Genomic DNA, 25,127 nt, shown 5'->3' with positions numbered 1-25,127 from the left:
CCTCAAGCAGGGGTTTTTTAATGCTTTTACAAGTCCGTGAGCAAAGTCACACAAAATAATGACTCCAATCATGGGTATATCTCTAGCTATAGATCAAAGTAAATACATCGGAGGAACAATCAACTCCGGTCTCATCCACACATTAAAAGCCATGATTAAAACTCTTATCCTCGCCATTTCGCTCTCAAGCATCAGCACACTCACCACACCACTCATGAGTCAGGCCCAGCAAGTAGGAAGCTCTTGTAGTGGCACAGGAACAATCTGTGGCAATGGAAACTCAATTGGCGGAATTAACTCTGGCAACACCTATAACTCAGGTAATTCTATCGGTAATGGCAACACGACAGGCTCCTACAATGGATCTACAGTTGGCTCCTATAACCAAGACAATCGCCGCTCTGACAACAGACATTATAACAATTCTTTCAATAGAAACCGTCAAAATAATCAGCGTTACAATAACCGGCGTTATAATAATGCTTTTAATAGAAACCGTCAAAATAATCAGCGTTATAATAATCAGCGCACAAATAATGTACAAACTGATGTCAGAAGCGATGTCAGCCTATGGTGATGACTTCATAGTCTAAATCAGCATGCCTCGTGCATTCCCCAGGGCCTGTTGAGGCCCTTTTCTGTTGACAAGCAAAATTCTTAAGCTCATGATTAACACTTCAACTCCTGGGGAGGGGGAATCTGATAAGCCACGCTAAAATAAACCTTGGCAACCATTGATTTCACCAACTGATCAACAAGTGATCTCTTCCCCATACTCATGTCTACCAGACAGGGGAGAATGCCACCTGGGATTGAGAAACCAATGATTTTTCCGCAATGGATAGCAAGTAGATCTATCCTGAGGCAAATCAATGGCAAAAGCCACTTGCCTAGAATATAAGCTCAATTACGATGTCTCAATGACAACCAAGTACAACATCTGGCATGCATTAGGAGGCATGCCAGACAAGAGCCCGACGACGACTAATGCACACTATGGACAACATGCAGGATTACTCATTCATCACCAGCCTCACACATTCAACCTCTAGCCAACCCATCTATCAACTCAGAAAGATCTATTAGCTCAACCACCTCTGCACCCCAGGCATACTCTATTAAAGCTATTTACAACCCAAAAGCAGACTCATCTCCAGACCTTCACTTTATAAATGCTCTTATGAAAGACATTACTATTCTGCTGAGCCTCAGTACTGCCAGCGTCTTACTCGCCAATACTGTTAAAGCAGAAGCTATGACCTTCAAATGCTTCAATCGCTCCACAGGGGAACAAGTCGCCGAGAGCACCATTGACATCACCACTCCGGCCATGAGCTGTATTCCAGCCGATGGCAGCAACCCTGTGAGGCCATTCACACCGGAGAGATCAACGCCCAAGCTCACGACGAATGATGAGAACTTCAGGCAACCGCAACGCCCTGGAAAAAGCACAAACTCCTCCTCTCGTCCTGATCCATTAGCAGCCAAGCGCGCCATCAACCTCGCCCGAGGCACAGCAATCAAATTGAATGGTGGTCTTAGTCAGTACAGACCGGGTAACTGCATGTTTACCAGTACAGTCGCAAACCCCTGCATCACCCAAGCCAACGACTCAGGGTTTGAGTTCAGAATTCCTGGCGGAGCACCTGGATGGGAGCAAAACGGTGAAAACCCAACAGTCCTGAACATCGTGCGGATTGCTCCCGATGGACGTTCTGTTCTGGGACAAATCCAGAAGTAGGCAACCTCATTCTCCCTTCAACTTCTTGCTGAGGATCTGATTGGCGAGCTTGGGATCGGCTTTGCCGCCAGTCTTCTTCATGAGCTGCCCAACAAAGAAGCCCTGCAGCTTGGTCTTACCGCCGCGGAAGGCCTCTACTTCCTGAGGGTGAGCGGCCAACAATTCCTCCACAATGGTTGTGATAGCCGCCGGATCACTGATCATCCCAAGCCCACGCTGATCAACAACCGCCTTCGGTGAGCCGCCCTTCTCCAGCAACTCAGGCAAGATTTCCTTGGCGATCTTGCCGCTGATTTTGCCGCCATCGATCAGTTGCACCATCTCTGCCAACTGCTCCGGTCGAAATGGCAACGTGGCATAAGAAAGGCGATTGGCATTCACGTAAGCGGCAAGATCGCCCTGGATCCAATTCGCCACTCCCTTAGCCTCGGCACCTGCCGCCACGGCCGCCTCGAAGTATTCCGCCATCGGATAATCATCAGTGAGCACCCTGGCGTCATAGCCCGACAAACCAAACTCTTCGGCATAGCGATGACGCTTCGCTGCCGGTAACTCGGGTAGTTCATCTCGCCAACCCTCACGTACCGATGCCATCACCTCAATCGGACCTAGATCAGGGTCGGGGAAATAGCGGTAATCGCTGCTGCCTTCCTTCGAGCGCATGCTCTTGGTGAGTTGCTTGCCCTCATCCCAAAGGCGAGTTTCCTGCACCACTGCTTCACCGGCCTCATAGGCCTTGATCTGGCGCTGAATCTCGTACTCACAAGCTTTCTGGATGGCCGAAAACGAATTCATGTTTTTGATCTCAACCTTGGTGCCAAAGGGAGCGTCGGCCCCTTGGCGCACGGAGATATTGACGTCACAACGCAAAGAGCCTTCCTGCATGTTTCCATCAGAGACCCCTAAATAACGCATGATCCTGCGAATCTCCGAGGCATATTCCGCCGCCTCACGACCAGTGCGCAGATCAGGTTTACTGACAATCTCAGCTAACGCCACGCCGGCCCGGTTGTAGTCCACCAGGGAATGGGTGGAGCCAGCGAGTCGATCGCTGCCAGCATGAACGAGCTTGCCGGCGTCCTCCTCCATATGGAGACGCTCGATGCCAATACGCTTGAGGTAAGTGTCCTTCCCCTTCTCCGCAACTTCCACCTCAATCCAGCCTTCTTCTGCAATCGGCTCATCAAATTGAGAGATCTGATAGTTCTTCGGTAGATCGGGATAGAAATACTGTTTGCGATCAAACTTGCTGTGCTCGGCAATATTGAGGTTGAGTGCCATTGCCGCCTTGACCGCGTATTCCAACACCATCTGATTAAGCACCGGTAACGTGCCGGGGAGACCACACACAACAGGGTCGATGTGGGTGTTGGGGTCATCGCCAAAGGTCGTGGAAGCGCATGTGAAGATCTTGCTATTGGTGCCTAGCTGCACGTGTGTCTCCAGACCGATCACGGCTTCCCATGCGCCGTTATCCGAGCTGGTGGCCACTGTCATTACCGATCTCCAATGACTGGGTACATGTCCTTGATCTTATGGAAAGGTTCCCTCACATGGCCGAAGTTGGGTCAACAGGCTGAAACACTGAACTGATCTGGACTGTTCATTCAGTTGACCATGGCAGCAATGCGTACTGAATCAGTTCTGATCCTGGGAGGCGGCTTGATGGGCCTAGCTGTGGCACATAAATTGGCTCGCCGCGGCCGCTCTGTAGAAGTACTAAGCCGCCGCCGCAATGAGGCTGCCGGTTTCGTGGCAGCGGGCATGCTCGCTCCCCACGCAGAAGGACTCTGCAAAGAGCAGCTGCAACTAGGACAACTGAGCCTGGAGAGCATTCCCTCCTGGGTAGAGCAAATCGAAGCCGACAGCGGCCTCTGTTGCGGTTTACGACCCTGCGGGATCGTAGTGCCCTTCGCCACGGCAACGCAGCGAGATCTCTATCCCACCGCCTACTTAGGTGAGACCCTCAATCGTTCGGGCCTGGAGCGAGAAGTAGCAGGCATTGGACCTAACTGGCAGGCCGGCTTGCTCTTCAGCCAAGACGGACAAATCGACAACCGAAGGCAATTAATGCGGGCCCTGGAAACGGCCTGCGTGAACCTTGGAGTTCGCTTCCAGGAAGGGGTGAACGTGCAAGAACTCCTGCAAGATGGCAATACCTTTAAGGGAGTGCGCGTACGCAACGCTGAAGGAGAGCTACACACACTTACTAGTAAAGAAGCTGTGCTCTGCTGCGGTGCCTGGAGCGTCCAACTGCTCCCAGAGCTATCTATTTACCCTGTAAAAGGCCAAATGCTTTCGCTACAAGGGCCACGCCATGCCTTAACGCGAATTGTGTTTGGCCCAGGTACTTACTTAGTGCCACGAGAAGATGGCCTACTGGTGGTGGGAGCCACCAGCGAACCAGATGCCGGCTTTACAGAAGGCCTCACCCCTTTTGGCCAACGACAACTGCAAGCAGGCATTGCTTCACTGCTACCGCAGGCAAACCAATGGCCACCGATGGAGCGCTGGTGGGGCTTCCGACCTTGCACACCTGACGAGGGTCCCCTACTTGGTCGCTCTTCCGTGGATGGACTCTGGCTAGCGACCGGACATCATCGCAACGGCGTTCTGCTAGCAGCAATCACAGCCGAGATGTTGGAGAACTGCCTAAGTAATGAACCTCTCAGCACTAAACAACAGCAACTACTTCACGCCTTTCGCTGGGACCGGTTTTAGGCGTAACACTGCGACCTAAAGAGCGATCAGCATCACTCAACTGAGCGCCTGGAGATCGCAAACAAGTTCACACCCGCTGGCTCAAAGCGCAAATAGGTCTGATCAGGAACGAAACCAGCCTTCTTGGCAAGCGATTCCATAGCGGCCTCATCTCGATGGATCAGGCGCCAGTCGAGCAAATGATCCATCAGCCCGCGGGTGGGGTTGCTGGTATGGAAATTGCCAAGAATCGACCGACCGCCTGGGGCCAGGACATCATGGATCCAACGCTGCAAACGGGTGACAATCCGATCGTCGAAGTAATCAATAAGACCGATCGAATAGATCAGATGTTGAGGAGGTAAATCCAAAGTCTGGCGACCTAAACAAAGATGCAGCAAATTACGGCGCTCCAATCTGATTGGCCGCGAGAGGTATTGATCCACCCCTGGCTGCGCCAAGCGAGACTGCACATGGTCAAGAGCCTCCTGATCAACATCAACCAGGGTTAACTCCAGCTGCATGGCCAATTCGGGCTCTGTCAAAAGATCAAAGACTTCCGCAGCAGGACCACAAGCCAAGCTGGTGACCCGCAAAGGCCGCTCCTCAGTGAGCCGCAGTGCTGTCTCCAACTCCTCTTTCAGCAGACCACGGCGGTTTCTAACTGCCTGCGCAGCCGGTTCATCTAGAAAGCAGCGATCAAGAAACCGCCCTAGCTCCCCAGCACCACCAGGCTGGTCGGCATACATCCACTCGATCGTAAGGAAATCTCCGGCATACCCGCGAGGTTTGCGATACATCCGCTCCGCGGAGCGAGTGAGCAGCAAATAAGGGAGCAGCTCCGTTCTCAAAAGCTGCAGAGAACCGCACTCCGTCGCAGGCTCCGCACCTGAGCGCGCCGGGAAAGCCTCATGGACCGTCTGAACTACAGCACTAAACGCGGCTGCTAGATCCTGCTGAACCTTAGTGTCAGGGCTAGTGCGACGTAAGTTCACCTCAAAAGCAGCTGCTGCATGCTTGAAACGGTCAATCACCTGGCTGATAGTCGGATCCAACCGTTGAGCCTTGCCATAGGGCATAACCTCAAGCAAACCCTGCTGATGAGTCTGGCCAATCAGGCGCTGAGCATTAATCGCAGCAAGGGCGCGATAGATCCGGGCCGCCAGCACTGGAAACTCCTCCGCCACGCGCTCCAAAGCATCACGCGACAATTCGAGACATTCCACCGGCTCAAGTGCCACCACCTGAGCCCTGGTTGTCCCCCCCAATAAAAAAGACACATCCCCCAGCAAGCTGCCGGGACCCACTCGAGGTTCTTGCTCTTCTGGAAGACCTTGCCAACGCACCTGACACACCCCGGAAGACAGCAACAACAAACTCGTCAGCGGAGCACCTTCAGCAACAATCTCCTCCCCAGCCAAGAAACGGCGAGGCCGAAGCTCATCGAACACTTGGTCCATGCCATCGTCGATGGCTTGCAGCAACATCAGCGACTCAGAGTTCATGCCGCTACGGATATCGCACTAACCAACACCCTATTAATGATGAATGAACCTGGCAGCAAAAAAGCTGTCATCGCCTTGATCAAGACAGAGCTGATGCCTTCTAGCATGCCCCCTATAGCCAAGCCGAATCCATCTAAAGCCCTGCGATGAAAACCTTTATGGATCACATGATTTCAAATCAAGATTATAATATTTATATAGTGCCATAGTCCAACACCCTCAAAGTACCAGTTCACCACCAGCGCTCAACCATTCCAGAAGAAAGCCGACTAGTAGCCGACGGAATCGTAACTACCGAAAGATATTGACCATTACGTAGGTAGTCATAGCGACAAAATCCCATTCCAGTAGCTGAGCAAGATCTAAGACTTGGCAGATTTAGACCAGAAAGCTGTATATCGAAATTCTGGGGCACCTGCTCAGAATAAGGTCGCCAACCCTGGGCAATCAATGCCGAGTTTGCCTCAACAATCGGCTGGCCCATAGCCAATGGCAAATATCTTTCCTTAGCGATAGCGCCATGGCTAACAAGGGAAAATCCCAATATAATCGTAATAGAATTTATTAATTGTATGCGCATCATCAAAACCACCACTTGTTGAACGTGTGAAGGAGAACTACGTGCCCTCTATTTGCACAAGATCTCTCAAGCTGCGACTTGCAGCAGTGACTCAACTCAAACCAAACTGTGATCTCCCTCACAGCTTTAAGCAAAGTTGCTGAATGCCACCATCAGGCCAAACAAGGCCCAATCAAATCCAAAATAAAGTCGCGATTTAAAGTGTCTTGCCTTTTAACATCTTTGAAAAGGCAGATTCCAAGCTGCTGGCCTGGATTCGTGATGTCTCTGTCGTAAGGGAAATCACAACCTCCTGTCGTCTGATCGAAGAAGGCAGCACTCCGGACGGCTTGTTTGTAGTGGAGTCAGGAGCAATCACGGTTTGCACCAAGCAAGCTGATGGCGGAAGCTTGGCACTCGCCAGCCTAAAAGCAGGCAACCTGGTGGGAGAGATGAGCTGGCTGGAAGAACGTCCAGCAGTGGCAAGCATTGATGCTGGTCCAGGAAGTCGTCTGCTCCAAATCCCTAGAGAGGCTCTGGAGTCAATCAATCAATCCGAGGCTTTCATTTGCCATCTCCTCTATCGCCTCATCGCTGAAAAACTGGCCCTCCAAGTGCAAGGCCAAAATGCATGGGTTCATCGTTTTGCCGCGACTGACCAGGAACCCCTCCGCAAAGTTCTGGTGCTCTTCGCAGAACTCGAAGAGAAGGATGTGGCCTGGATCGCCAGGTCCGGTAAATTCAAACGTCTTGTCGCTGGAGACGTTCTCCTTCAAGAAGGAGATAATGTGCCTGGCCTCTATCTGCTGCTCGCTGGAGAGGCAAGGATCAGTATCACTGAAAACGGAAGCTGGCAATCGGTAGGCAGCTCTCGACGCGGTGAACTACTCGGTGAGCTCACAATGCTCAACCCTCAAGCAGCCGGAGCTGCTGCCAATGTGGACACACTCACAGGCATAGAGCTACTGATGCTCGACAAAGAGGAACTCAGCATGACCCTCAACGCCGATCCGAGGCTGGCCAAGCGTTTCTACAAAGGCATCGCACGCATGCTCTCCCAACGCAGCCGTGATCAACTCCTCAGCCGTGGATTTGCTGAAGCAAGCCGCATAGCCGAGGAACTCATCGACAACGAACAGCTTGGTCTTGATCAACTCTCGGCCATCAGTTCAGCCGGGTTGCGTTTTGACTGGCTGTGCAGACAATTTCAGGACAAGGAGGGCTGATGTCTTGAAACTGCTACCCGGTGAAGAGCAACCATGGCCCTCTAACCCTTTGAAGGTTACTGAGGGAGAGATAAGACTGATCCTTGAGCAACGCTCTAAGGAAGGATCCCTTCGCTCAAGACTTGGCCTGCTGAGCCTGAATGAAGGCGCAATCCTGCCTGGTTTACCTATTGATGGTCTCAATAGCACCAGCCAACTTCGCATCAAAGCAATCACTACCAGTGTGTTGACGTCGCTGAACAGCTCAGATCCAGAACAACAAGAAGGACTGGAAATGCTGCAAGCGTTGCTATGGGAGAAACTTAGCCATCGTCCTGAGACAACAAACTCCAGCAAAGTTGCTCTCGCAAACCTTCTGGAAGCCCACCATCAACAAGCCTGGGAGCAACACCACTTAAGACAACACAGTCATGAGCCACTGAGCCAACAAAGCGAAGAACATCTATTCCGCAGTCTTGAGGCAGCTGGTCAAGCTAGCCAGAGCCAGCAACATCAGCCCCTACAAGAAACTGTTCGTCAAGATCCTCTTCTGGCCTGCGTCGCGACCCTGGCCCAACAAGGCTCAACATCAGCGAAGGCACCAATTCGAAACACGCCTGACCCACGCTCAAGGCTACTGCTGATTCTGGAATCGGCAGGTTTAATCGGACGGGATGTACTGCTCAACGACAACCTGCTGGAGAAAGATTGCGGGGACCTCATCGGTTTTCTCGAGCAGACGCCTACAAGCCCAGTTGTGCTTCATTCCACTGCCAACGGCTATCGCGTCTGGGCTCCCGAGCGAATGGCAAAGCCGATACCACTCTCCCAAGCAAGCCAACTACTTGAAGAACTGAACCCAAGGGTGATGGCCATCAGCCCCAAATTCCAAACCAAGGATCTAACCACCTTGGGGCTTTTGCGTTTTACCTATGGACAACCAAACAATCTCACCAGGTTTGTAATCAGTGGTGTGCTCTTGGGAATCACATTAGGTTTCTTACTCGCTATTGGCCGAGAGGTCGGTGCTGCGCGCTGGATCTTCGGGATGGGGGTCACCGGATTGGCAGCTGGGGCATGCCTTGGACTACTCAGCGGCGGCTTCCGTATCGGAGTTGGCGTGATGTTTTTGGCAACTCTTCTGAGCTTGCTTACCCCCACGTTCAACATCGTGATTACAAACTCGGCTTTGCCCGACAGAGACCTTCTTCTATTGCTGCAAATAGGCCTAATTCTTATCGCTGCTGGTATCACACGAGTGGCATTGGAATGGATCCAAAGCCGGTCTTTCCAAATCACCCAACAAAAAGGGGGGGCAAAGTTCCAGCTGGCCAGTATTAAGCACTTGCTAAGCCTGCGGACGGATTTCTTCCGTCAATACAACATCGGCGACCTTCAACTCCGCTTTAATGCACTAGAGCAATTGCGCAGTCAAATCCAAAACCTCTTGGAGGGGGGTCTGGTCAAGGTAGTGCTCACCAGTATTTATGTGCTGTTCATGTTGAGGATCAGCGTCAAGTTGACATTGCTGGCGCTAGTAATCTCCATGATGGTGCTTCTGCCGACAGCATTGATCGGTCTGCAAACTCGCCCTCTAAAACGCCAACAGGAGGAGATCGAAGGCCAAGCCCAAAGTCGCAATCTTGAGCTCATCAGCTCCGTATCGAAACTGCGTCTAGCAGGAGCTGAAGCTGCGGCCGCCCGCTGGTGGGGAGAACACTTCCAACGCGTCGTGGTTCTAGAAAATGCTCTGGATATCAAAGAAGCAACCGCCGCACTCCTGCAGGGTGTGATGCCAAACCTTGGCAACCTGCTGCTTTACATCGTGATCACAAAACTGATCGCTGATGCCGCGATGACCCCTGCACTCAATGCACCCAACGCCGGCCAGTTACTTGGGTTTTTCTCAGCCTTCGGAACATTTGTAGGAGGCATGGCCAGCTTCGCTGGGCTTGCAGTTTCAGCCTTCGATATGCCTGTCCTCTATGAACGAGCAAAGCCTTTGCTGACAGCCACACCAGAAGTTTTCGATGAAGCCGTCGAACCAGCAGAGCTACGTGGAGCCATCAAACTCGACCGCGTGAGTTATCGCTATGCCCCAGATCTGCCCTTGGTTCTAGATAACGTAAGCCTGCAAGCAAACCCAGGTGAATTCATCGCTCTGGTGGGTCCTTCAGGATCAGGCAAATCAACAATCGTGCGCATGCTGCTGGGATTTGGGAAGCCTGAAAACGGAGAAATCAGATATGACGATCAGCCGCTTAATGGCTTACGCATCGAAAGCTTGCGGCGTCAAATTGGCACAGTGCTACAAAGCAATACCCTATTCAGCGGCAGCCTGATGGAGGCTATCGCCGGAGGATGCCTGATCAATCAAGAGGACGCCTGGGCTGCTGCTGAGATGGCAGGCCTGGCAGACGACATCCGCGAAATGCCAATGGGACTACAAACCATTGTTTCTGAGGGAGGGGGGACCCTCTCAGGTGGCCAACGCCAACGAATTGCCATCGCCCGAGCCTTGGTGCGGCAACCGCGAATTCTGATCTTTGATGAAGCCACAAGCGCCCTGGACAATCACACCCAAGGAATTGTGAGTCGCAGCCTTGAAACACTAAGCATCACACGTTTGGTCATCGCCCATCGACTGAGCACAATTCGCCACGCCGATCGCATCATTGTGCTGGAGAAAGGTCAAGTGCATCAACAAGGCACATTCGAAAGTCTGATGAATGAAGCTGGGCTATTTGCCCGCTTAATGGAGAGGCAGGTTGCATGAGCCTGTTTCGAAAAAATGCTCTGGATGCATTATCCAGCCCTGAACAACTAGACCAGCCTCTTGAATTGCTCAGACCAAGTTACTGGCTTTTACTGATCTCACTATTAGGGTTCAGTCTTAGCATTCTGCTGTGGTCAATATTTGGCCGTTTACCAGTAAGAATCGAAGGACGTGGCGTCCTAGTTCGAACAGAAAACTTACAGTGGATTCAAAGCGAAATCAATGGCCGCATCAAAGAATTCAAAGTTAATGTGGGAGATTGCATCAAGCAAGCAACACCTCTTGCCATCATTGACCCAGTGCAATTAGAGCTGGAACAACAAAAAGCAAACAACCAACTTGAGATTCTAATCGCCAATGATGCAAGTTTAGACCTCATTGCTATCCAACGGGAAGATGAGCTCAGAAAAAGCACAGCACGCTGGAAATTGGCATTTCAAAAGAATGCGGTGAGTCAAGTCGAATGGGATCAAAGAGTCCAACGACTCTCTGAGCTGTTATACAACCTAGAGACAAGTAACAACCAACGTGAACAATTAATTAATCAGAAACAAAGCGAAATTGTTGCCCTAGAACAACAAATTACACGAACAGCAACCGTGAAAGCACCTCAAGCAGGCTGTGTCACCGACCGCCATGTCCAATTAGGACAAGTGGTGCAACCAGGCGTCACACTCTTTGAACTTGAGCGAGACAAAGACGCCAATACGCTTGAAAGCCTGGCCTTCTTCCCAGCCAGAGATGGTAAACGCCTTCGTATCGGTCAGCCAGTTCGCGTGACCCCAACAACGACCAAAGCACAACGCCATGGTGGCATCGAAGCTGAAATCCTCAAAGTGCGTCGTTTGCCAGTCAGCAAAGAGGCGGTTATCAATCGGCTCTACAACAAAGAATCACTGTTCAAGGCCATCAAGAGCGAAGACGAAGGTCCACTGATCGAAGTCACCACGTCCTTAGCCAAAGACCCAACAACACCTAGCGGTTATGACTGGGGCGGCAGCAAAGGGCCAGACCTAAAGCTCACAGCAGGCACACCAACAACGCTGCGAGTGCTTGTAGAGCAAAGGCGGCCAATCAGCTATGTGATCCCTCTATTGAGAAATCTCAGTGGGATCTACTGAGGGAGATAAGACATGAACCTGCAGGCTTTCTGTCGTCAACTCTGGATCCGCATCCAAGCTCGTCTCAGCAAGCAGTGGGTACGTACCCCAACATTGCTGCAATTAGAAAACACGGAATGCGGGGCAGCCTCCCTGAGCATCATCCTCCAGTACTACGGCCGTTATGTACCGCTGACCCAACTACGCGAACTTTGTGGCGTCTCACGTGACGGCAGTGATGCGGCCAATTTATTACTTGCAGCGCAAAGCCTAGGCCTCAAAGCAAAAGGATTCAAAAAAGGATTGCTGGCTTTGGAACAAATTCAGCCACCAGTCATCGTGTTTTGGGAATTCAACCATTTCCTCATCCTGGAAGGTTTTATTGGTGATCGGGTGGCCCTCAATGATCCAGCTCTCGGTCCTCGAACTGTCAGTCGCGAAGAATTCGATACCAGTTACACCGGCATTGTCCTAACGCTGGAGCCAGGTCCAAACTTTCAAAAAGGCGGAAAGGCACCATCAGTCTGGCCAGTGGTTTGGCGGCGCTTAAGCCTTGAACCCAAAGGAGCCCTATTCATTCTGCTAGCTGGTCTGCTGCTGATCCTGCCCCAGCTGGTGATGCCGATCTTTGCCCAGATCTATATGGATGAGATTATCGGCAATCAAATCCAAACGTGGTTAAAGCCAATGTTGTGGGGCATGGCCCTCACCATCAGCCTGCAAGTGGTGCTGCAGCATCTTCAGCTCATCGGAACACGAGCCCTGGAGAGGCGACTAACCCGACGCTTTGCTGCACAATTTGAGCACCAGGTCCTGGCCTTACCAGAGCGTTATTACGCCCAACGCTATGCATCAGATATAGCCAGCAGGGTTACCAGTAATGCCCGAATTGCCGAATTCATCGGCGGAGAACTGATCCCCATGCTCACCGGCATTGTTCTACTGGTGTTTTATCTGGTCTTAACTTTGCTCTACAGCCCAATTCTAGGACTGCTAGTAGGCGTGACTACTGGAGTCAACGCCCTCGTGGTAGCCATCAACCTTCGAGTACAACAAGACTCTAGTCAACAGCTCCAAAAAGATGGGGCCAAAGCTGGCGCAGTCGTTGTCAGCGCCTTGCAAGATATCGACACCGTAAAAGCAGCAGCTGTAGAAAACGACATCTTCAGACGCTACGCGGGTTACCAAAGTCGACTCCTCAACACTGTGCAAAAGCTTCAACTTCTCAACGCACGGATCAGGGTGATCCCCAGCGCCATGACCACCTTGAACGAGGTGGCAATTTTGTTGGTTGGATTTTTCCTGGTGATTCAAGGCCAGCTCACTCTAGGAATGCTCCTGGCAGCCCAAACCATTGCCAGCAAGCTAAAAGCTGAAATCGAAAATGTGATTGGCTTCGTGCAGAGCCTGCCCGACTTGGAAGCTGAAGTACTCCGCCTGGAAGATGTTCTTGAACAACCTAGAGACCCATTACTCATCGACGCACCAAAAATTCAGGCCTGGAATAGCGACAGGGAACGCCTATCAGGCGCCATCGAAATTCAAGACCTCTACTTCGGCTACATGCCACTTAACCCCCCTCTCATCAATGGACTACGTCTATCCATCCAACACGGCCAAAGGATTGCTTTTGTCGGAGGCAGTGGCTCTGGTAAAAGCACAATCGCCAAACTGCTTGCCGGTCTCTATCAACCTTCCTCAGGACAAATCCTCTACGACGGTATTCCGCTGAACGAAATACCACGAGCCATCAGCGTCAGCTCACTTGCGATGGTTCAACAAGATGTACAACTCTATGGATGCAATGTTCGTGAGAACCTCAATCTCTGGAATAACAGCCTTCCAGACAAAGACCTTAGGCAGGCATGTGCAGATGCCCAAATACTCGACACCGTTCTCGGCCTGCCTGATGGCTTTGAAACCGTACTTAGCGAAGGAGGTCGCAACCTTTCAGGCGGTCAACGACAACGGCTCGACATTGCTCGTGCCCTGGTTCAAAATCCCAGCATCCTGATCCTCGATGAAGCCACCTCAGCACTCGATAGCGAAACAGAGCGCTTGGTGGACGAGGCCTTCCGACGTCGTGGATGCACCCAAATCATCGTGGCCCACCGCCTCAGTACCATCCGTGATGCTGACCTAATCCTAGTGCTCGAGCATGGTCAAGTGGTCCAACAAGGTCGCCATGAAGACATGGCTACCGTCACTAATTCTCCCTACCAGAAGCTCTTAGCGGAAGTGGCCTAATCAATGATTTAACAACCCATCACCCTCTCTTAGAAAGGCTATAAACCTCAAGGCGCCCAATCCCCTTTAGCTCTTGCATCCCCAAAGATCGGATAGCAAAACCCTCTCCCGCCAATTCTGAGGTGCGCTGATCGAAAAGAATGGATTGATCCAGGCTGCGGGTCAATCCCTCTAGGCGGCTAGCAAGGTTGACGGTGTCTCCGATCACGGAAAGCCCCCCAAGCTTGCGACCACCAATACCACCAGCCAAGACGATGCCGCTAGCGATACCAATCCCATTAACCAGAGGCTCCACTCCCTCCGACTGCCAGAGACGATTCATATGAACAAGCCTCTCACGCATCGCCATAGCACAACAAATAGCGGATTGCGCTTCCGTCGCTTCCCCACGACCATCGGGCAAACCAAACACGGCCATCACGGCATCGCCAATAAACTTGTCGAGGAATCCATGGTGGTCCCATACCACCGAACGCATCTCATCAAGATAATGATTGAGCTGCTCAAGATGAACACGAACTCGACCCTGCTCACTGCGCTGTCTAGTCAGAGCAGTGAACCCTTGAAGATCCGCAAACAACACACTTACAGATTTGAGCTGGCCATCAAACAAAGCCTCCATATCACTCGGGTCGCTGAGCATGGGGCCTACAACGGAGGGGTCCACACAACGTTCCAACCAGCGACGCGTCAAGCGCCGTTTGATCGACATACGTCGATAAGCCTCACCTCCATAGAGCAAAGCACCAACCACCAATGCGACAGGAGGTGTAAGCACGGGAATCCAGACATGACGATGCTGCATCAGCCCATAGCCAAGGACAAACCACAGACCTGCGCATGCAAAAAGCACGCCAAGCCGCCAACCCAAATCGGTGCGATAAAAAGCCAGTAAAAGTGTGAGTAGAACAACAAGGCCAACAAAAGCGCCTCTCTGCGGAAGTGACTGGGGCCAGGCCCGCAGTCCATCGCCTGTCAAAGCATTGGCAGTGGAGGTGGCAAGCAACTCCATTCCCGAAAGATCACCGAAGGGTGATGGCAGATCGCTTAACGCGCTTCCACCACCAGACACAACAACACCCACCAAAACGACAGCCCCACCAACCTGCTCGCGACAGGGATGCACCGCCCATTGCCGCGGATTGATCACATTCTTTGCCGACAGTCGCAAAAACCCGTGAACAAGGGTTGAGCAGGATCCATCCATCCCGATGGGCTCGGGCTCAGGGCCATAGAAGTTAAGAGTCTGGCCATCAAGGTCCAACTCGAGCGAGCGGCCTGCCTGCTCCAATGCAGCAACTGGCAAAGAATGCAACGCCTCATGACCGAGCGGTTGTTCCAACGTGGTGGCATAAAACTCTGGTTGCAAAAACCGAGCTCCATGCTCAGGGGGAAAGAGATTGCTCAAGCCCAGCGAGAGTTTGTCGAGTTCAGCGGCGTCCACAGCATCAGGACGCAAGAGAGAAATTGCACCGGCGCCGAGTTGATCTTCTGCCTCAACCATTTCTGCCGCCAGTACAAGGTGCTGCTGATGGGGCTCGAGGGCTGCGATAAACGCCTTGTCGTCTGCTGGCCCGAAGACACTCTCTCCAGCAAAGACCACATTCAAGACCACTACATCAGCACCAGCCGCTATCAAAGGCTCCAAAAGATCGCCGTAGCGCGCTCGTGGCCAGGGCAGGCTTCCCATTCCCGCGGCCCAGGATGGTATCTGCTCCTGCTGCTCAAACCAGAGACCCTCCGAGAGGGTTGCGTCGTCGATCACCACCTGCACGATCTCTGGCGAGGCCAGGCGAGGCCCACGAATCCTGACGAGCTGACCCTCAAGATTGCGTTCCAATGCCCACCAAGGTCGACACAACGATGCCGAACAAGATGCCAATAGGGCAGCAGCAAGCGTCAGGACACCAGCCACAAGAAGCACTGGAGCATTTCTAGGAATGCGCATCGGTGCCTGACCAGGGAATCATCTTGCTCACCCAATCCATATGAAGATCACTCAGATCTTCCAGGGCTCATTGAATCAAAACCGAAAAAAGCCACCACCAGGGATCCGAGGGGTAGAGGAAGGCACGATCGTGGGAATTGAAGGAATTCTCACTGATGGGAACTGAGATCGTACATAAGATTGGAGTGAAGGCAAAGCAGGGATCTCAGTCTGGAAGCCCTCAAACAAAGGGCCTGCAAAGATGCTGCTGTAATCGCCAGCCGTTAGCTTTCTCAATGCTGAGATCATGCCATCAGAGGTCACCCGAAGCGATTCTCCAGATCTAATGATGACCGGCTCATCACTTAAAGGTTGTTGATCCTGAGCTTGATCCATCCTGGGAGATTGATCAGCTTGAGCTTGAGGCTCTACAGAACGATATTCCACCTCACCCTCCAATACAGACACCTCAGTAGCCCCATCGTCCGAAACCTGCAGAACGTAATTCGTGCCTCGAACACTCAGTCGGGCTGAACGGGTACAGCCATCTTGCTTCCCGGAGACCAAAATCTGCCCCTCGGTAAGGTGATAACAACTACTACCTAATTGCATTCTGGAAAACCGATTCAGGCGACCAGATGCTCCGGAATTGAACAAAAGCTGGCCACGACTATCGCCCGTGCTGACTTGCTGTGGCTCAGCAGCCTTTTGATTCACTTTCGCCTGTTGAGAATCGATGTACAACTGATTGCCATCGAGGATCTCCTGCACCATTGCGGTCTCTGCAGCTTGAACCGAGCTCGAAAGCATCATGGCCATCAAACTGAAGCCAGTGAAGAGCCCCACTGGCTTCAGGGTTGTGATGTCAGTCCCAACCATCACAAAAGCCTGATCAACAGCACAATCATTTTGCCCCAATCAGGCACGCGAAATCTTTCAACCTCAGCTTTCAATACGCCAGCTCTGATCTGAAGGAGTCCATGCGTTGAGCTCTTCAGCAGAGAACCAGAGGTTGATCTCAAACTGAGCGGTGTCTGGACCATCGGAGCCGTGGATCACATTACGACCGATGTTCACAGCTAAATCGCCGCGGATGGTGCCTGGCTCAGCCTCAAGAGGCTTGGTGGCGCCGATCAACTTGCGGGCACTCGCAATCACACCATCACCTTCCCAGACCATTGCAACCACCGGCCCGGAGGTAATGAAATCAACAAGTCCAGCGAAGAAAGGGCGCTCACGGTGCACTCCGTAATGCTCACCAGCCAAATCACTACTGGGGGTGACCTGTTTGAGCCCCACGAGCTTGAAGCCCTTGCGCTCAAATCGACCCAGAATTTCTCCCACCAAACCACGCTGGACGCCATCGGGCTTGATGGCAACAAAGGTGCGTTCCACGGCCATGTTCATCAGTCGTTATTGCGGCCATCGTCCGTGTTGGAGTGACCGCTTGGCAAGCCAATGGTTTAACAAGGGCTTGTTCACTGGTACTAAGACATCTATCTGGCCTTAGGCAAACAGTTCTTTATCCACATCTCTGACCAGGGAAATGCTGCAAATAAACAGTGCTCACAGGGAGTCAACTAAACCAATTGGTCATGAACCAACCACTTGTGAAGAGAATTTGCCCAGGCAAGCCGATCAAAAAACCCATGAGCTCTGGGCAAGAGCCAAACACCTCCATGGCACCTGAGCGAAGAGGCGCCTTGCATTCAAATGCTTCAAGAGCCTATAGAGATCTTGGAACTGTGCCGTGAAGTGCGCGAAGCAGCATCAGCACATAGCACTGGCAGCTCAGTAGGCCAATCTGAATTAATAAGATCAGCTAGCTCAAAACGACTAGATAATTCCTGCACAACAACATTGGAATCACAAGAGTCAGTCAGCCAAGAGATGTTATTAGCCACAATCTGATCCCCCGGCATTGACGCATCGAGAAGAAGGGTAATTGCAGGAGGAGCAGCAGCCTGAACAAATCCCAGTAGACCAATCTCACTATCTGCATCTTCCTGGCAGTTGAAGGATGACTCCCAAACCATTGGCTCTCTCAAGACTGGGGATCTAAGCAAATAAATCCCAGGTCCAGCAGGGTCGAGCTGCTTCTGCTGAATCACTGGGCCAACCCTATAGGCCGAACCCTCCTTCAGATAAGTACGAAAACTCACAACAGCAGGTCTTGGAAGAGTGGTTGGCCCCTTCAGCAAAGCCAGGTACCTTGAAGGCCCAGGAGAGTAAACACTTTCAGGTGAAACCAAATGCACTAACAGGCGCGAGGTACATTCCGCCCTAGTTGAACCAACAACACGCCGGCCAGGAAACAAGCTATAGAGCAATTTTTTTGTAAGCTCACCATCATCAGGTGCTTGCATTTCAGGCGCAATTGAAGAACCCTCGTCAGAGGATTGCTGAGCAGCAGTCGGCAAAGACTTGAAACCAAAGATCATTAACAATGCAACAGTCAAACACTTCAGCGGATGAGATAATGACTTCAAGCATGAGCATGCCATCAGAGTTAAAGAAATGGCTAATACTTCAGTATGTCTACTTCATGACATTGCTAGCGATCAAAAACTGTCAAAACTCCTAACCAGAAGGCTCGATTCGTATGACGTTTGAACTGCGCTTACTCGCGACAATTCTTATCAGCTTGATGTTGATGGCTCTACGTCAACTCAACCGCATTCGCACCAAGTGGCCAAAAGCACCACTAGTGCTGCCAGCATGTGGACTCGTGGTTTGGATGCTAAGTGCCCTGCCAATAGGGGATACATGGTTGATATCACAAATGATGCTGTCAACCGTGGGGCATATTGCGCTCAGCTATGCAACTCTCAGAGTGGGGAGTTGGTTACTGATTGAAGTTCCAGGAACTCTTGGCATTTGGCATCCGCCACCAAAAATTGTGCGTGATCTTGGCCAACTGATCCTTGCTTCAATCCTAACGATAGTCATTCTTCAGCAAGCTGGAGTCAAGCTTGTAGGGCTAATTACAACATCAGCTTTACTAACAGGCGCCTTAGCCTTTGCTGCTCAAGAACCACTAAAAGACATTTTTGGAGGGGTGAGCCTCCAAGTCGACCGAGCCTTTAAAGAAGGTGACTGGGTTCAGATAGGAGATGAAAGTGGAACAGTCATAGGCCTAAGCCTAATGAACACCTATCTACGCAACAACGTTGATGGTTGCACATTGATCATCCCCAACGACACCGTCGCCCAATCGACAATCAGACGGATGCAAACAGGCCATCCCTATGGCAATTATTTTGAAGTTGGCCTTGATTACGGCTTTCCACCCTCACAAGCCGTAGGCCTCCTTCTAAGGGTGGTCAAGAGCCATGCATCTGTGCTAACCAAACCTCCCGCAAAAGCTTGGGTAACAAGTTTCGACGACAGTCGAATCTCCTATGGCATTCAAGTATGGCACAAGGATTTTGGAGATATTGAGCGAAAACGCATACGTGGAGAGCTGCTTGAGCAGATTTGGTATGCCCTAGAGCGAATAGGGCAAAGCATTCCTTTCCTGGTACGCATGGGCAGCCCTAATCAACAGATTTTAGCCAAAGACGATCCAATGTGTGCAGACAATCAACACAAAATTAACTGGTTGGCTAGTAATGCACTGTTTACCGACCTAAATCAAGAGCAACTCGAATCCCTAGCAACAAATATACGTTGCGTTCGATTTACTAAAGGTGAGGCAGTTGTCAAGCAAGGAGAGGCAGGTGATTGTCTCTATCAAGTCATCACAGGAATGCTCGAGGTATCTCAAACAACTAAGCAAGGTCAGATACAGACTATTACCAAGCTTGGCGTTAATGAAATCTTCGGAGAAATGGCTCTATGCAATAATCAACCACGCAATGCGACAGTTCGTGCACTAAAAGAGTCTGTACTCCTTGAAGTAGAACGCAGTGACTTGCAACCATTAATTGATCAAGATCAGACATTACTGGAAAAGTTAGCCCGATTAATACATCTCAGACAAATTGAACTTGGAGAATTAAACAAGGGGAAACATGAATCCAATACATCATCGGTCAATCGGCTCATTCGCTCCATGCAAAGGTTATACAACGTGTTTCTCGGCAACTAGTCAAGCGATAGGCTTTAAATAAACCATATTTTCTTCCTCAACTGCCTCAAGGGAGTAAGTAGCCCTAATCCAAGAATCACATCAACTAAGCGCTCAAAGACACCTGATTCCCAACAATATAAATCTTAGCCAACAGAAAGGGCTGCACTATACCAACCCATCAAATCAAGATTTACCTATGGATCAATGCAAATCTGAACAGCTTACATTTCTGATCTCGTTAAAACAAATTAATCGAAAGATAGCGTCATTTGCAAGCAGCTCGACACCAGCTAGTTCTTCACGAATAACACAAGCCAGAGAAAGCCATCTATGCATATTTTTAAACGCTGCTCTTTGCAAAAATAAGTACTCAAGCAATAACATTTCAAACCCACCTATCTAGAGGAACGGTCGCATTGAGCTGTAGCCGGAACTATAAGTAACTAAACTTGCATTTAATTCAAGCAGCTCGGGAGATGCTAATAGGCTAAGGGCAAAAGAAGCCTTGATGATGGAAGTAACCTCAAAACACAAAGTAATCAAGCCCAAGCAACAAGATTCGGCAAACGCAACAAGCAGAAGGTCGATTGCCCCTGGAAAGCTTGTAAAACGAATAGCCCCCTACCTGGGAGGTTTAGCTTTACTCACTGGCTTAAAGCTTTCAGGAGTAGCCCAAAGCATTGATCTACTGCTATACGACCTCGTCACCACGTTGCGCCCTGCAGCCTCAGGCAAAACACAACCAATCACAATCATTGGCATCGGGGAAGACGACATTCGCAAGCATGGATGGCCAATCGATGATGGCCTGTTCTGCAAAGGCATCGACCAACTCAGCGAGAATGGAGCTGTTGCCATTGGCTTCGACATCTATCGCGATCAGGGCGTGGGTCCGAATCAGGAGTGCCTACGCGAGCGCTTTCGCAATAATCCTCGACTGATCTCGATTTCCAACGTAGCCAGCAATATTCCAGCTGTTCCAGGAACGCCTCCTGAACGACATAGTTACAACGACGTCTCCGTGGATGATGACAATGTCATCAGGCGAGATCTTGTTCATGTTGCCGGCCAAGATGAAGCCACCGTAGCCTTTCCTTTGCGTATCGTCGAAGTGGGTACAGGTGATAAAAAATTACGCCAGCAACTAGAGGCTGGGTCGATCAATGATGCCTGGCTAACCGCCAATTCCGGGGGCTATGACAACGAAACAGATGCAGGCCTAGGCATGCAACGACTCCTGCTCTTCCGCGAACCAGGTAGTTTCCGCAGCTACTCTCTCTCCGCTCTGCTTAAAGGAGATATCCCCCAGAAAGACATTCAGAGCCATATGGTATTGATTGGCAGTACAGCACCTTCACTGAAGGATCTCTTCGAAATTCCCCATAGCCGCTTTAGTAAAGGGGAAGTACATATGAAAATGCCTGGAGTGGAAGTTCATGCACTTCGTGTGGCCACTCTGCTTGACCGCAAAAAAGGAATCCTCGTTCATGGCTTCCTGATGCCCGGTTGGGGCAACCTTTTACTAGTCCTATTCTCGGGTGGGATGGGGCTATGGCTTGGCGAAGCCTTCCTTACACTGCGCCGCAGCGTGATTGTTGTCGCAACCTCAGTCGTTGCTTTGAGCACTGCGCTGATGGCTTTGCTCATCAATTACATCTGGATCGGTAGCGTCATGCCAGTTGCTGGCCTAACAATCATGGCAGGAACGGCCTGGCTGCGCAGGGGCGCAGCCAGCCAGCAACACCAAAAAGAAGTTCAACGGCTGCTCGGCCAAGCCACCTCTCCTGCCGTTGCCGATCAACTATGGCAACAGCGCGATCAACTACTAAAAGACGGACGTTTCGAAGGTCGTCAACTACCAGTCACGGTGCTATTCACTGATACAGCCAACTTCACAACAGTTTCCGAGCATTTTCAACCTGCTGAGCTGATGGACTGGCTGAACCGAGGCATGGCTAGTTGCGTTCCAGCCGTTACAACTCGAGGAGGAATGATCAACAAATTTACCGGTGACGGGATGTTGGCAGTCTTTGGAGCCCCCCTTAGTGACGACCCAAAAGCCGACGCCCGCGCCGCCATTGAAGCGGTAAGCGAAATTCAAACTGGGCTGGTAAAACTCAATGAACAATTAGCAAAAGAGGGTGCACCAGCCAACCGTATGCGCATTGGCATTCACTCAGGTGTCGTCCTAGCAGGATCGATGGGTAGCAGCGAGCGGCTGGAATACGCGATCATCGGCGATACCGTAAACTGTGCATCAAGACTTGAGAGTTTCGAAAAAAGTCGCCATGTAGGAGTTCTTCGTGTGTTGGTTTCATCAACCACCAGAGAACTACTCGGAGACGAGTTCAACAACTCTCTGCATTGGGACGAGTGGGGAGAGATTCAAGTCAAAGGAAGGGAAGAACCCCTTCTCGTTGCCGAACTCAAGATGGACAACGCACCGGAAGTTCAGCGGGCCAATCCGCATCAATAACATCCCCAAGGCTAAAAATATGAGCGAAAGTCTCAGTAGAAACACTCTTGCCACACTGACTTCGTAAGCTTGCGAGAGCTTTCTGAATACTCAAATCATCGGTCTCTGAATCGCTAACAAGTAAGCTCAATGCAGGGGGTGATGCGGTTTGAACGAAAGATAGAGGATCACTGCTCATACTCTCATCACCACCACACCGGTAAGCAGACTCCCAAACAGTTGGAGCATTAAGAGCTTCAAGATTGATCAAAGTAATCCCTGCTGCGGAAGCCGGCAATTCACTAGTGGTGAGCATTTCCCCAGACATCTGATCACTAGTGGCGTCGCTCCATCGACGAAACTGTATTTGAATCGGTTTAGGGTTAGCAGTCGGTCCTTCAAGCAAACCAACCTGCAAAGTTCTGCCAGGGGCATAAATACTGTTTTCAGTTACCAGGTGAGCTAACAAACGTGCACTACATTCACCTCGAGTTCCCCCTCCCACTCGCCTGCCGGGGAAAGTACTGCGAAGCTCAGACTGAGCAAAGCCAACTGCTGGAGCCAAAGCAAAGGCCGCCAGAAACAAAAACAATGAAGATCTGCGAACTAACTTTAATGCGTAAATAGACCTTAACAAAGGCATGACGATCTAATTGAATTCTAGTGGCATCCATCCTGAACCCTTTCCGGCACTTATGCCAAAACACGTCTCAAGAAGAAGCAAATACAAGCAACATACATAAAGCAAGCAGCCATTATCTTGGCGTCCATAAGACTTGTTCACCAAGGGGAGCCAAGCAGTTCAATCCCAGCCCAAAAGAAAGGATTTTCCATACCCCGAACCACACGACGTTGCTGTGTTGGCGTTAGATTGATCAAAAGAGGTGTACCGTCAACCCCAATAATCTGATCTCCCTCAAGAGTAACTAATCCTCTAATAAATGCCTGACGAGTGAGCTGAAGCGCTTCAGCCTTGGGCATGTCTTTATCTAGATAACGATACATCTGTACGAAGTAAGCAGACGTAACTACATCATCTACATACCAAAGGGTGCCGATAGCACTACGGGCACCAGCCTGGATTGCAAGCCCAGCAAAACCGAGCTCAGAGTCAGCGTCACCAAGTGCTGTACGGCAAGCACTAAAGACAACCAAATCTAGAGGCACACCTTTGCGACGTTGGCGTAATTTCGACAACTCATCCATAGCTATGGGACCAGTACCAGAGTGAAGCTGAGAGGCAGATGGCCCACCTGGCCGAAACTCAGCATGAGTAGCTACATGCACTCGATCATAGCGAGATTCGCCACCCTTAATGAGCAACGCTGATGGAGTGAAAGCCTTATTTAGAAAAAGATCCTTGCGATTGGGATCAGAGCTTGAGATTTTGTCGAGCTCCTGCGGCACTAGTGGAAGTGCCGCCAAACCATCAAACTCAGAAGCACCAAGGGCTAGTAAATAAGAGCCACTCTGAGTAGGTAGGTTTATATCGGTAAGTGCAAGTGATGGTGTCATCGCAAAGGCATAGCGATCACCGAAGTAGCGATTACCATCACTCAATGCCGCAAAAGGAACTGCCTGTAGACCTCGATCAGCAGCAATAAGCAATGTGCTGACGCGATGCTTCTCAAGTAATGGGGTAATACTTTCAATCAACAGCTGATGCAATCGTCTAGTAGGAGATTCTGGATTTGCCTCATCCAAGGAATCTTGCCGAGAGAGCTGCATATAAAGCAGCCTCAGTTGGGAGCCGAACTCACGGGTGGAGATCTCAACACGCCGCCCCTGAACCTCACCTTTAGATGGAATTAAAGTTAAATCAAGAAAAGCATCTGTATCTTTGGAAGTGGTCTTTCCAGCAGCCTGGGTAAAGCGCACATGCAAAACCGCTGGGTTGTAGGCCGCCCGGTTGAATTCAGGAGATGGATTTGGATTTGCCGAAGACAAATCTTTTGCAGCAGCAGCGGTCAACCAAGGATCGTTATAGATCAATTTGGACTTAACCTCTTGCGAAGTGAAACCCTGGCCTGCAGTAGTTGCTGAGGCCATCAGCAGGAGTAATAGGGACTTGGCAAAATTGGTGCTCGCCTTAACTAGTTTCATGGCTGCCCACCAAAGCGTTGTAAAGCCTGCTGCATACTTCCCTGGAGTTGAGCCGGCGTTGGCGTAGGTTTGTCAGCCAAATCAGGCATATTGAACTGTTTAACAAAGCCGCTCGTGGCCGCCTGATCGGCCGTGGAAACATTGGCTGTCGCTTGAACGGTTGTCACTCTGCTTACAGAATTCGAGCCTGATACTGCTGTCGATGACGCGCCGGAGTCTGCAGTAGCACCTGCTGCTTCCCCTGATTCGGCTCCTCCACCCTCGGCAGCAGTACCTGTCGCTTCCCCTGATTCAACTCCTCCACCCTCGGCAGCAGTAACTCTCGCTTCCCCTGATTCAACTCCTCCACCCTCGGCAGCAGTAACTCTCGCTTCCCCTGATTCAGCCCCTCCAGCCTCGTTAGCAACACCTGCCACTTCTCCCAATTCGGCTCCGCCGCCCTCAACAGAAGACCCATCAGGACCTAGCCCGCCAAACTCGCTATCAGGACCTCCAGCAAACTCACCCTCAGGAGCTACCCCGCCAAACTCGCTATCAGGACCTCCAGCAAACTCACCCTCAGGAGCTACCCCGCCAAACTCGCCATCAGCTCCTGGCCCGCCAAACTCACCCTCAGGAGCTACCCCGCCAAACTCACCCTCAGGGCCTGCACCGCCAAATTCGCCAGGGCCTGGCCCGCCAAACTCGCCATCAGGACCTGCCGCAAATTCGCTACCAGGGACTGGCCCACCAAACTC

Annotated in this window: 18 protein-coding genes; 9 read left to right on the top strand and 9 right to left on the bottom strand. The window is 51.1% G+C overall.

Annotation, left to right across the window (positions count from 1 at the left end; all coding sequences use genetic code 11):
- Positions 1 to 58: 58 nt before the first annotated feature.
- Positions 59 to 577, top strand: coding sequence for a hypothetical protein (locus tag SIB80_RS01845; RefSeq protein WP_240953174.1), 519 nt, complete (start codon positions 59 to 61; stop codon positions 575 to 577).
- Positions 578 to 1,180: 603 nt separating this feature from the next.
- Positions 1,181 to 1,741 carry a hypothetical protein gene (locus SIB80_RS01840; RefSeq protein ID WP_236066173.1) on the top strand — a complete coding sequence of 187 codons (561 nt, stop codon included), beginning with the start codon at positions 1,181 to 1,183 and terminating at the stop codon, positions 1,739 to 1,741.
- A 6-nt stretch (positions 1,742 to 1,747) separates the two neighbouring features.
- On the opposite strand, the gene gatB is transcribed toward SIB80_RS01840, so the two are convergent.
- A complete protein-coding gene (gatB, locus tag SIB80_RS01835) occupies positions 1,748 to 3,238 on the bottom strand; it encodes an Asp-tRNA(Asn)/Glu-tRNA(Gln) amidotransferase subunit GatB (protein ID WP_063420668.1) in 1,491 nt (496 codons plus the stop codon).
- Positions 3,239 to 3,358: 120 nt separating this feature from the next.
- On the opposite strand from gatB, the gene SIB80_RS01830 reads away from it, so the two are divergent.
- The gene (locus SIB80_RS01830; RefSeq protein ID WP_063420669.1) at positions 3,359 to 4,462 is read left to right on the top strand and encodes an NAD(P)/FAD-dependent oxidoreductase; all 1,104 of its coding nucleotides are present in this window, start codon (positions 3,359 to 3,361) and stop codon (positions 4,460 to 4,462) included.
- A gap of 32 nt (positions 4,463 to 4,494) precedes the next feature.
- Here the strand turns inward: SIB80_RS01830 and SIB80_RS01825 are convergent, their stop codons facing one another.
- Complete coding sequence (locus SIB80_RS01825) at positions 4,495 to 5,946, bottom strand: cyclic nucleotide-binding domain-containing protein (protein WP_169189862.1); 1,452 nt, start codon at positions 5,944 to 5,946, stop codon at positions 4,495 to 4,497.
- A gap of 232 nt (positions 5,947 to 6,178) precedes the next feature.
- A complete protein-coding gene (locus SIB80_RS01820; protein ID WP_240951585.1) occupies positions 6,179 to 6,529 on the bottom strand; it encodes a hypothetical protein in 351 nt (116 codons plus the stop codon).
- 203 nt (positions 6,530 to 6,732) lie between these two features.
- Between SIB80_RS01820 and SIB80_RS01815 the strand changes: the two genes are divergently transcribed.
- The 4 genes from SIB80_RS01815 to SIB80_RS01800 are packed head-to-tail and all read left to right on the top strand — an operon-like array spanning position 6,733 to position 13,833.
- On the top strand, positions 6,733 to 7,731 hold the full coding sequence (locus SIB80_RS01815) for a cyclic nucleotide-binding domain-containing protein (RefSeq protein ID WP_063420670.1): 999 nt from the start codon (positions 6,733 to 6,735) through the stop codon (positions 7,729 to 7,731).
- A gap of 4 nt (positions 7,732 to 7,735) precedes the next feature.
- On the top strand, positions 7,736 to 10,486 hold the full coding sequence (locus SIB80_RS01810; RefSeq protein ID WP_236066174.1) for an ATP-binding cassette domain-containing protein: 2,751 nt from the start codon (positions 7,736 to 7,738) through the stop codon (positions 10,484 to 10,486).
- Complete coding sequence (locus SIB80_RS01805; RefSeq protein ID WP_063420671.1) at positions 10,483 to 11,607, top strand: NHLP bacteriocin system secretion protein; 1,125 nt, start codon at positions 10,483 to 10,485, stop codon at positions 11,605 to 11,607. The genes SIB80_RS01810 and SIB80_RS01805 overlap by 4 nt, the downstream gene beginning before the upstream one ends.
- A gap of 12 nt (positions 11,608 to 11,619) precedes the next feature.
- The gene (locus SIB80_RS01800; RefSeq protein WP_169189861.1) at positions 11,620 to 13,833 is read left to right on the top strand and encodes an NHLP family bacteriocin export ABC transporter peptidase/permease/ATPase subunit; all 2,214 of its coding nucleotides are present in this window, start codon (positions 11,620 to 11,622) and stop codon (positions 13,831 to 13,833) included.
- A gap of 19 nt (positions 13,834 to 13,852) precedes the next feature.
- Here the strand turns inward: SIB80_RS01800 and SIB80_RS01795 are convergent, their stop codons facing one another.
- From SIB80_RS01795 to SIB80_RS01780, 4 genes are all read right to left on the bottom strand, one after another.
- Positions 13,853 to 15,781, bottom strand: a complete 1,929-nt coding sequence (locus tag SIB80_RS01795) for an adenylate/guanylate cyclase domain-containing protein (RefSeq protein ID WP_063420672.1) — start codon at positions 15,779 to 15,781, stop codon at positions 13,853 to 13,855.
- A 75-nt stretch (positions 15,782 to 15,856) separates the two neighbouring features.
- Positions 15,857 to 16,639, bottom strand: a complete 783-nt coding sequence (locus SIB80_RS01790) for a FecR domain-containing protein (protein WP_063420863.1) — start codon at positions 16,637 to 16,639, stop codon at positions 15,857 to 15,859.
- 63 nt (positions 16,640 to 16,702) lie between these two features.
- Positions 16,703 to 17,161, bottom strand: a complete 459-nt coding sequence (ndk, locus tag SIB80_RS01785; RefSeq protein WP_063420673.1) for a nucleoside-diphosphate kinase — start codon at positions 17,159 to 17,161, stop codon at positions 16,703 to 16,705.
- Positions 17,162 to 17,478: 317 nt separating this feature from the next.
- Positions 17,479 to 18,219, bottom strand: coding sequence for a hypothetical protein (locus SIB80_RS01780; protein ID WP_063420674.1), 741 nt, complete (start codon positions 18,217 to 18,219; stop codon positions 17,479 to 17,481).
- Positions 18,220 to 18,362: 143 nt separating this feature from the next.
- Here SIB80_RS01780 and SIB80_RS01775 point away from each other — a divergent pair, with 143 nt between their 5' ends.
- Both SIB80_RS01775 and SIB80_RS01770 read left to right on the top strand, forming a co-directional pair.
- The gene (locus SIB80_RS01775; protein WP_063420675.1) at positions 18,363 to 19,850 is read left to right on the top strand and encodes a mechanosensitive ion channel family protein; all 1,488 of its coding nucleotides are present in this window, start codon (positions 18,363 to 18,365) and stop codon (positions 19,848 to 19,850) included.
- A 490-nt stretch (positions 19,851 to 20,340) separates the two neighbouring features.
- Positions 20,341 to 22,308, top strand: coding sequence for a CHASE2 domain-containing protein (locus SIB80_RS01770; protein WP_236066177.1), 1,968 nt, complete (start codon positions 20,341 to 20,343; stop codon positions 22,306 to 22,308).
- On the opposite strand, the gene SIB80_RS01765 is transcribed toward SIB80_RS01770, so the two are convergent.
- Entirely contained in the window at positions 22,259 to 22,879 is a 621-nt protein-coding gene (locus SIB80_RS01765; RefSeq protein ID WP_169189859.1) for a hypothetical protein, read from the bottom strand. The two genes, SIB80_RS01770 and SIB80_RS01765, sit on opposite strands and share 50 nt — an antisense overlap.
- 188 nt (positions 22,880 to 23,067) lie before the next feature.
- The gene (locus SIB80_RS01760; RefSeq protein ID WP_236066178.1) at positions 23,068 to 24,336 is read right to left on the bottom strand and encodes a CHAT domain-containing protein; all 1,269 of its coding nucleotides are present in this window, start codon (positions 24,334 to 24,336) and stop codon (positions 23,068 to 23,070) included.
- Between the last annotated feature and the right edge of the window lie 791 nt (positions 24,337 to 25,127).

It is taken from the genome of Prochlorococcus sp. MIT 1327 (assembly GCF_047304785.1).
GTDB lineage: Bacteria > Cyanobacteriota > Cyanobacteriia > PCC-6307 > Cyanobiaceae > Prochlorococcus > Prochlorococcus marinus_D.
Note: the sequence above shows the minus strand (reverse complement) of the source record. Positions and strands in the feature narration are given on the sequence as shown.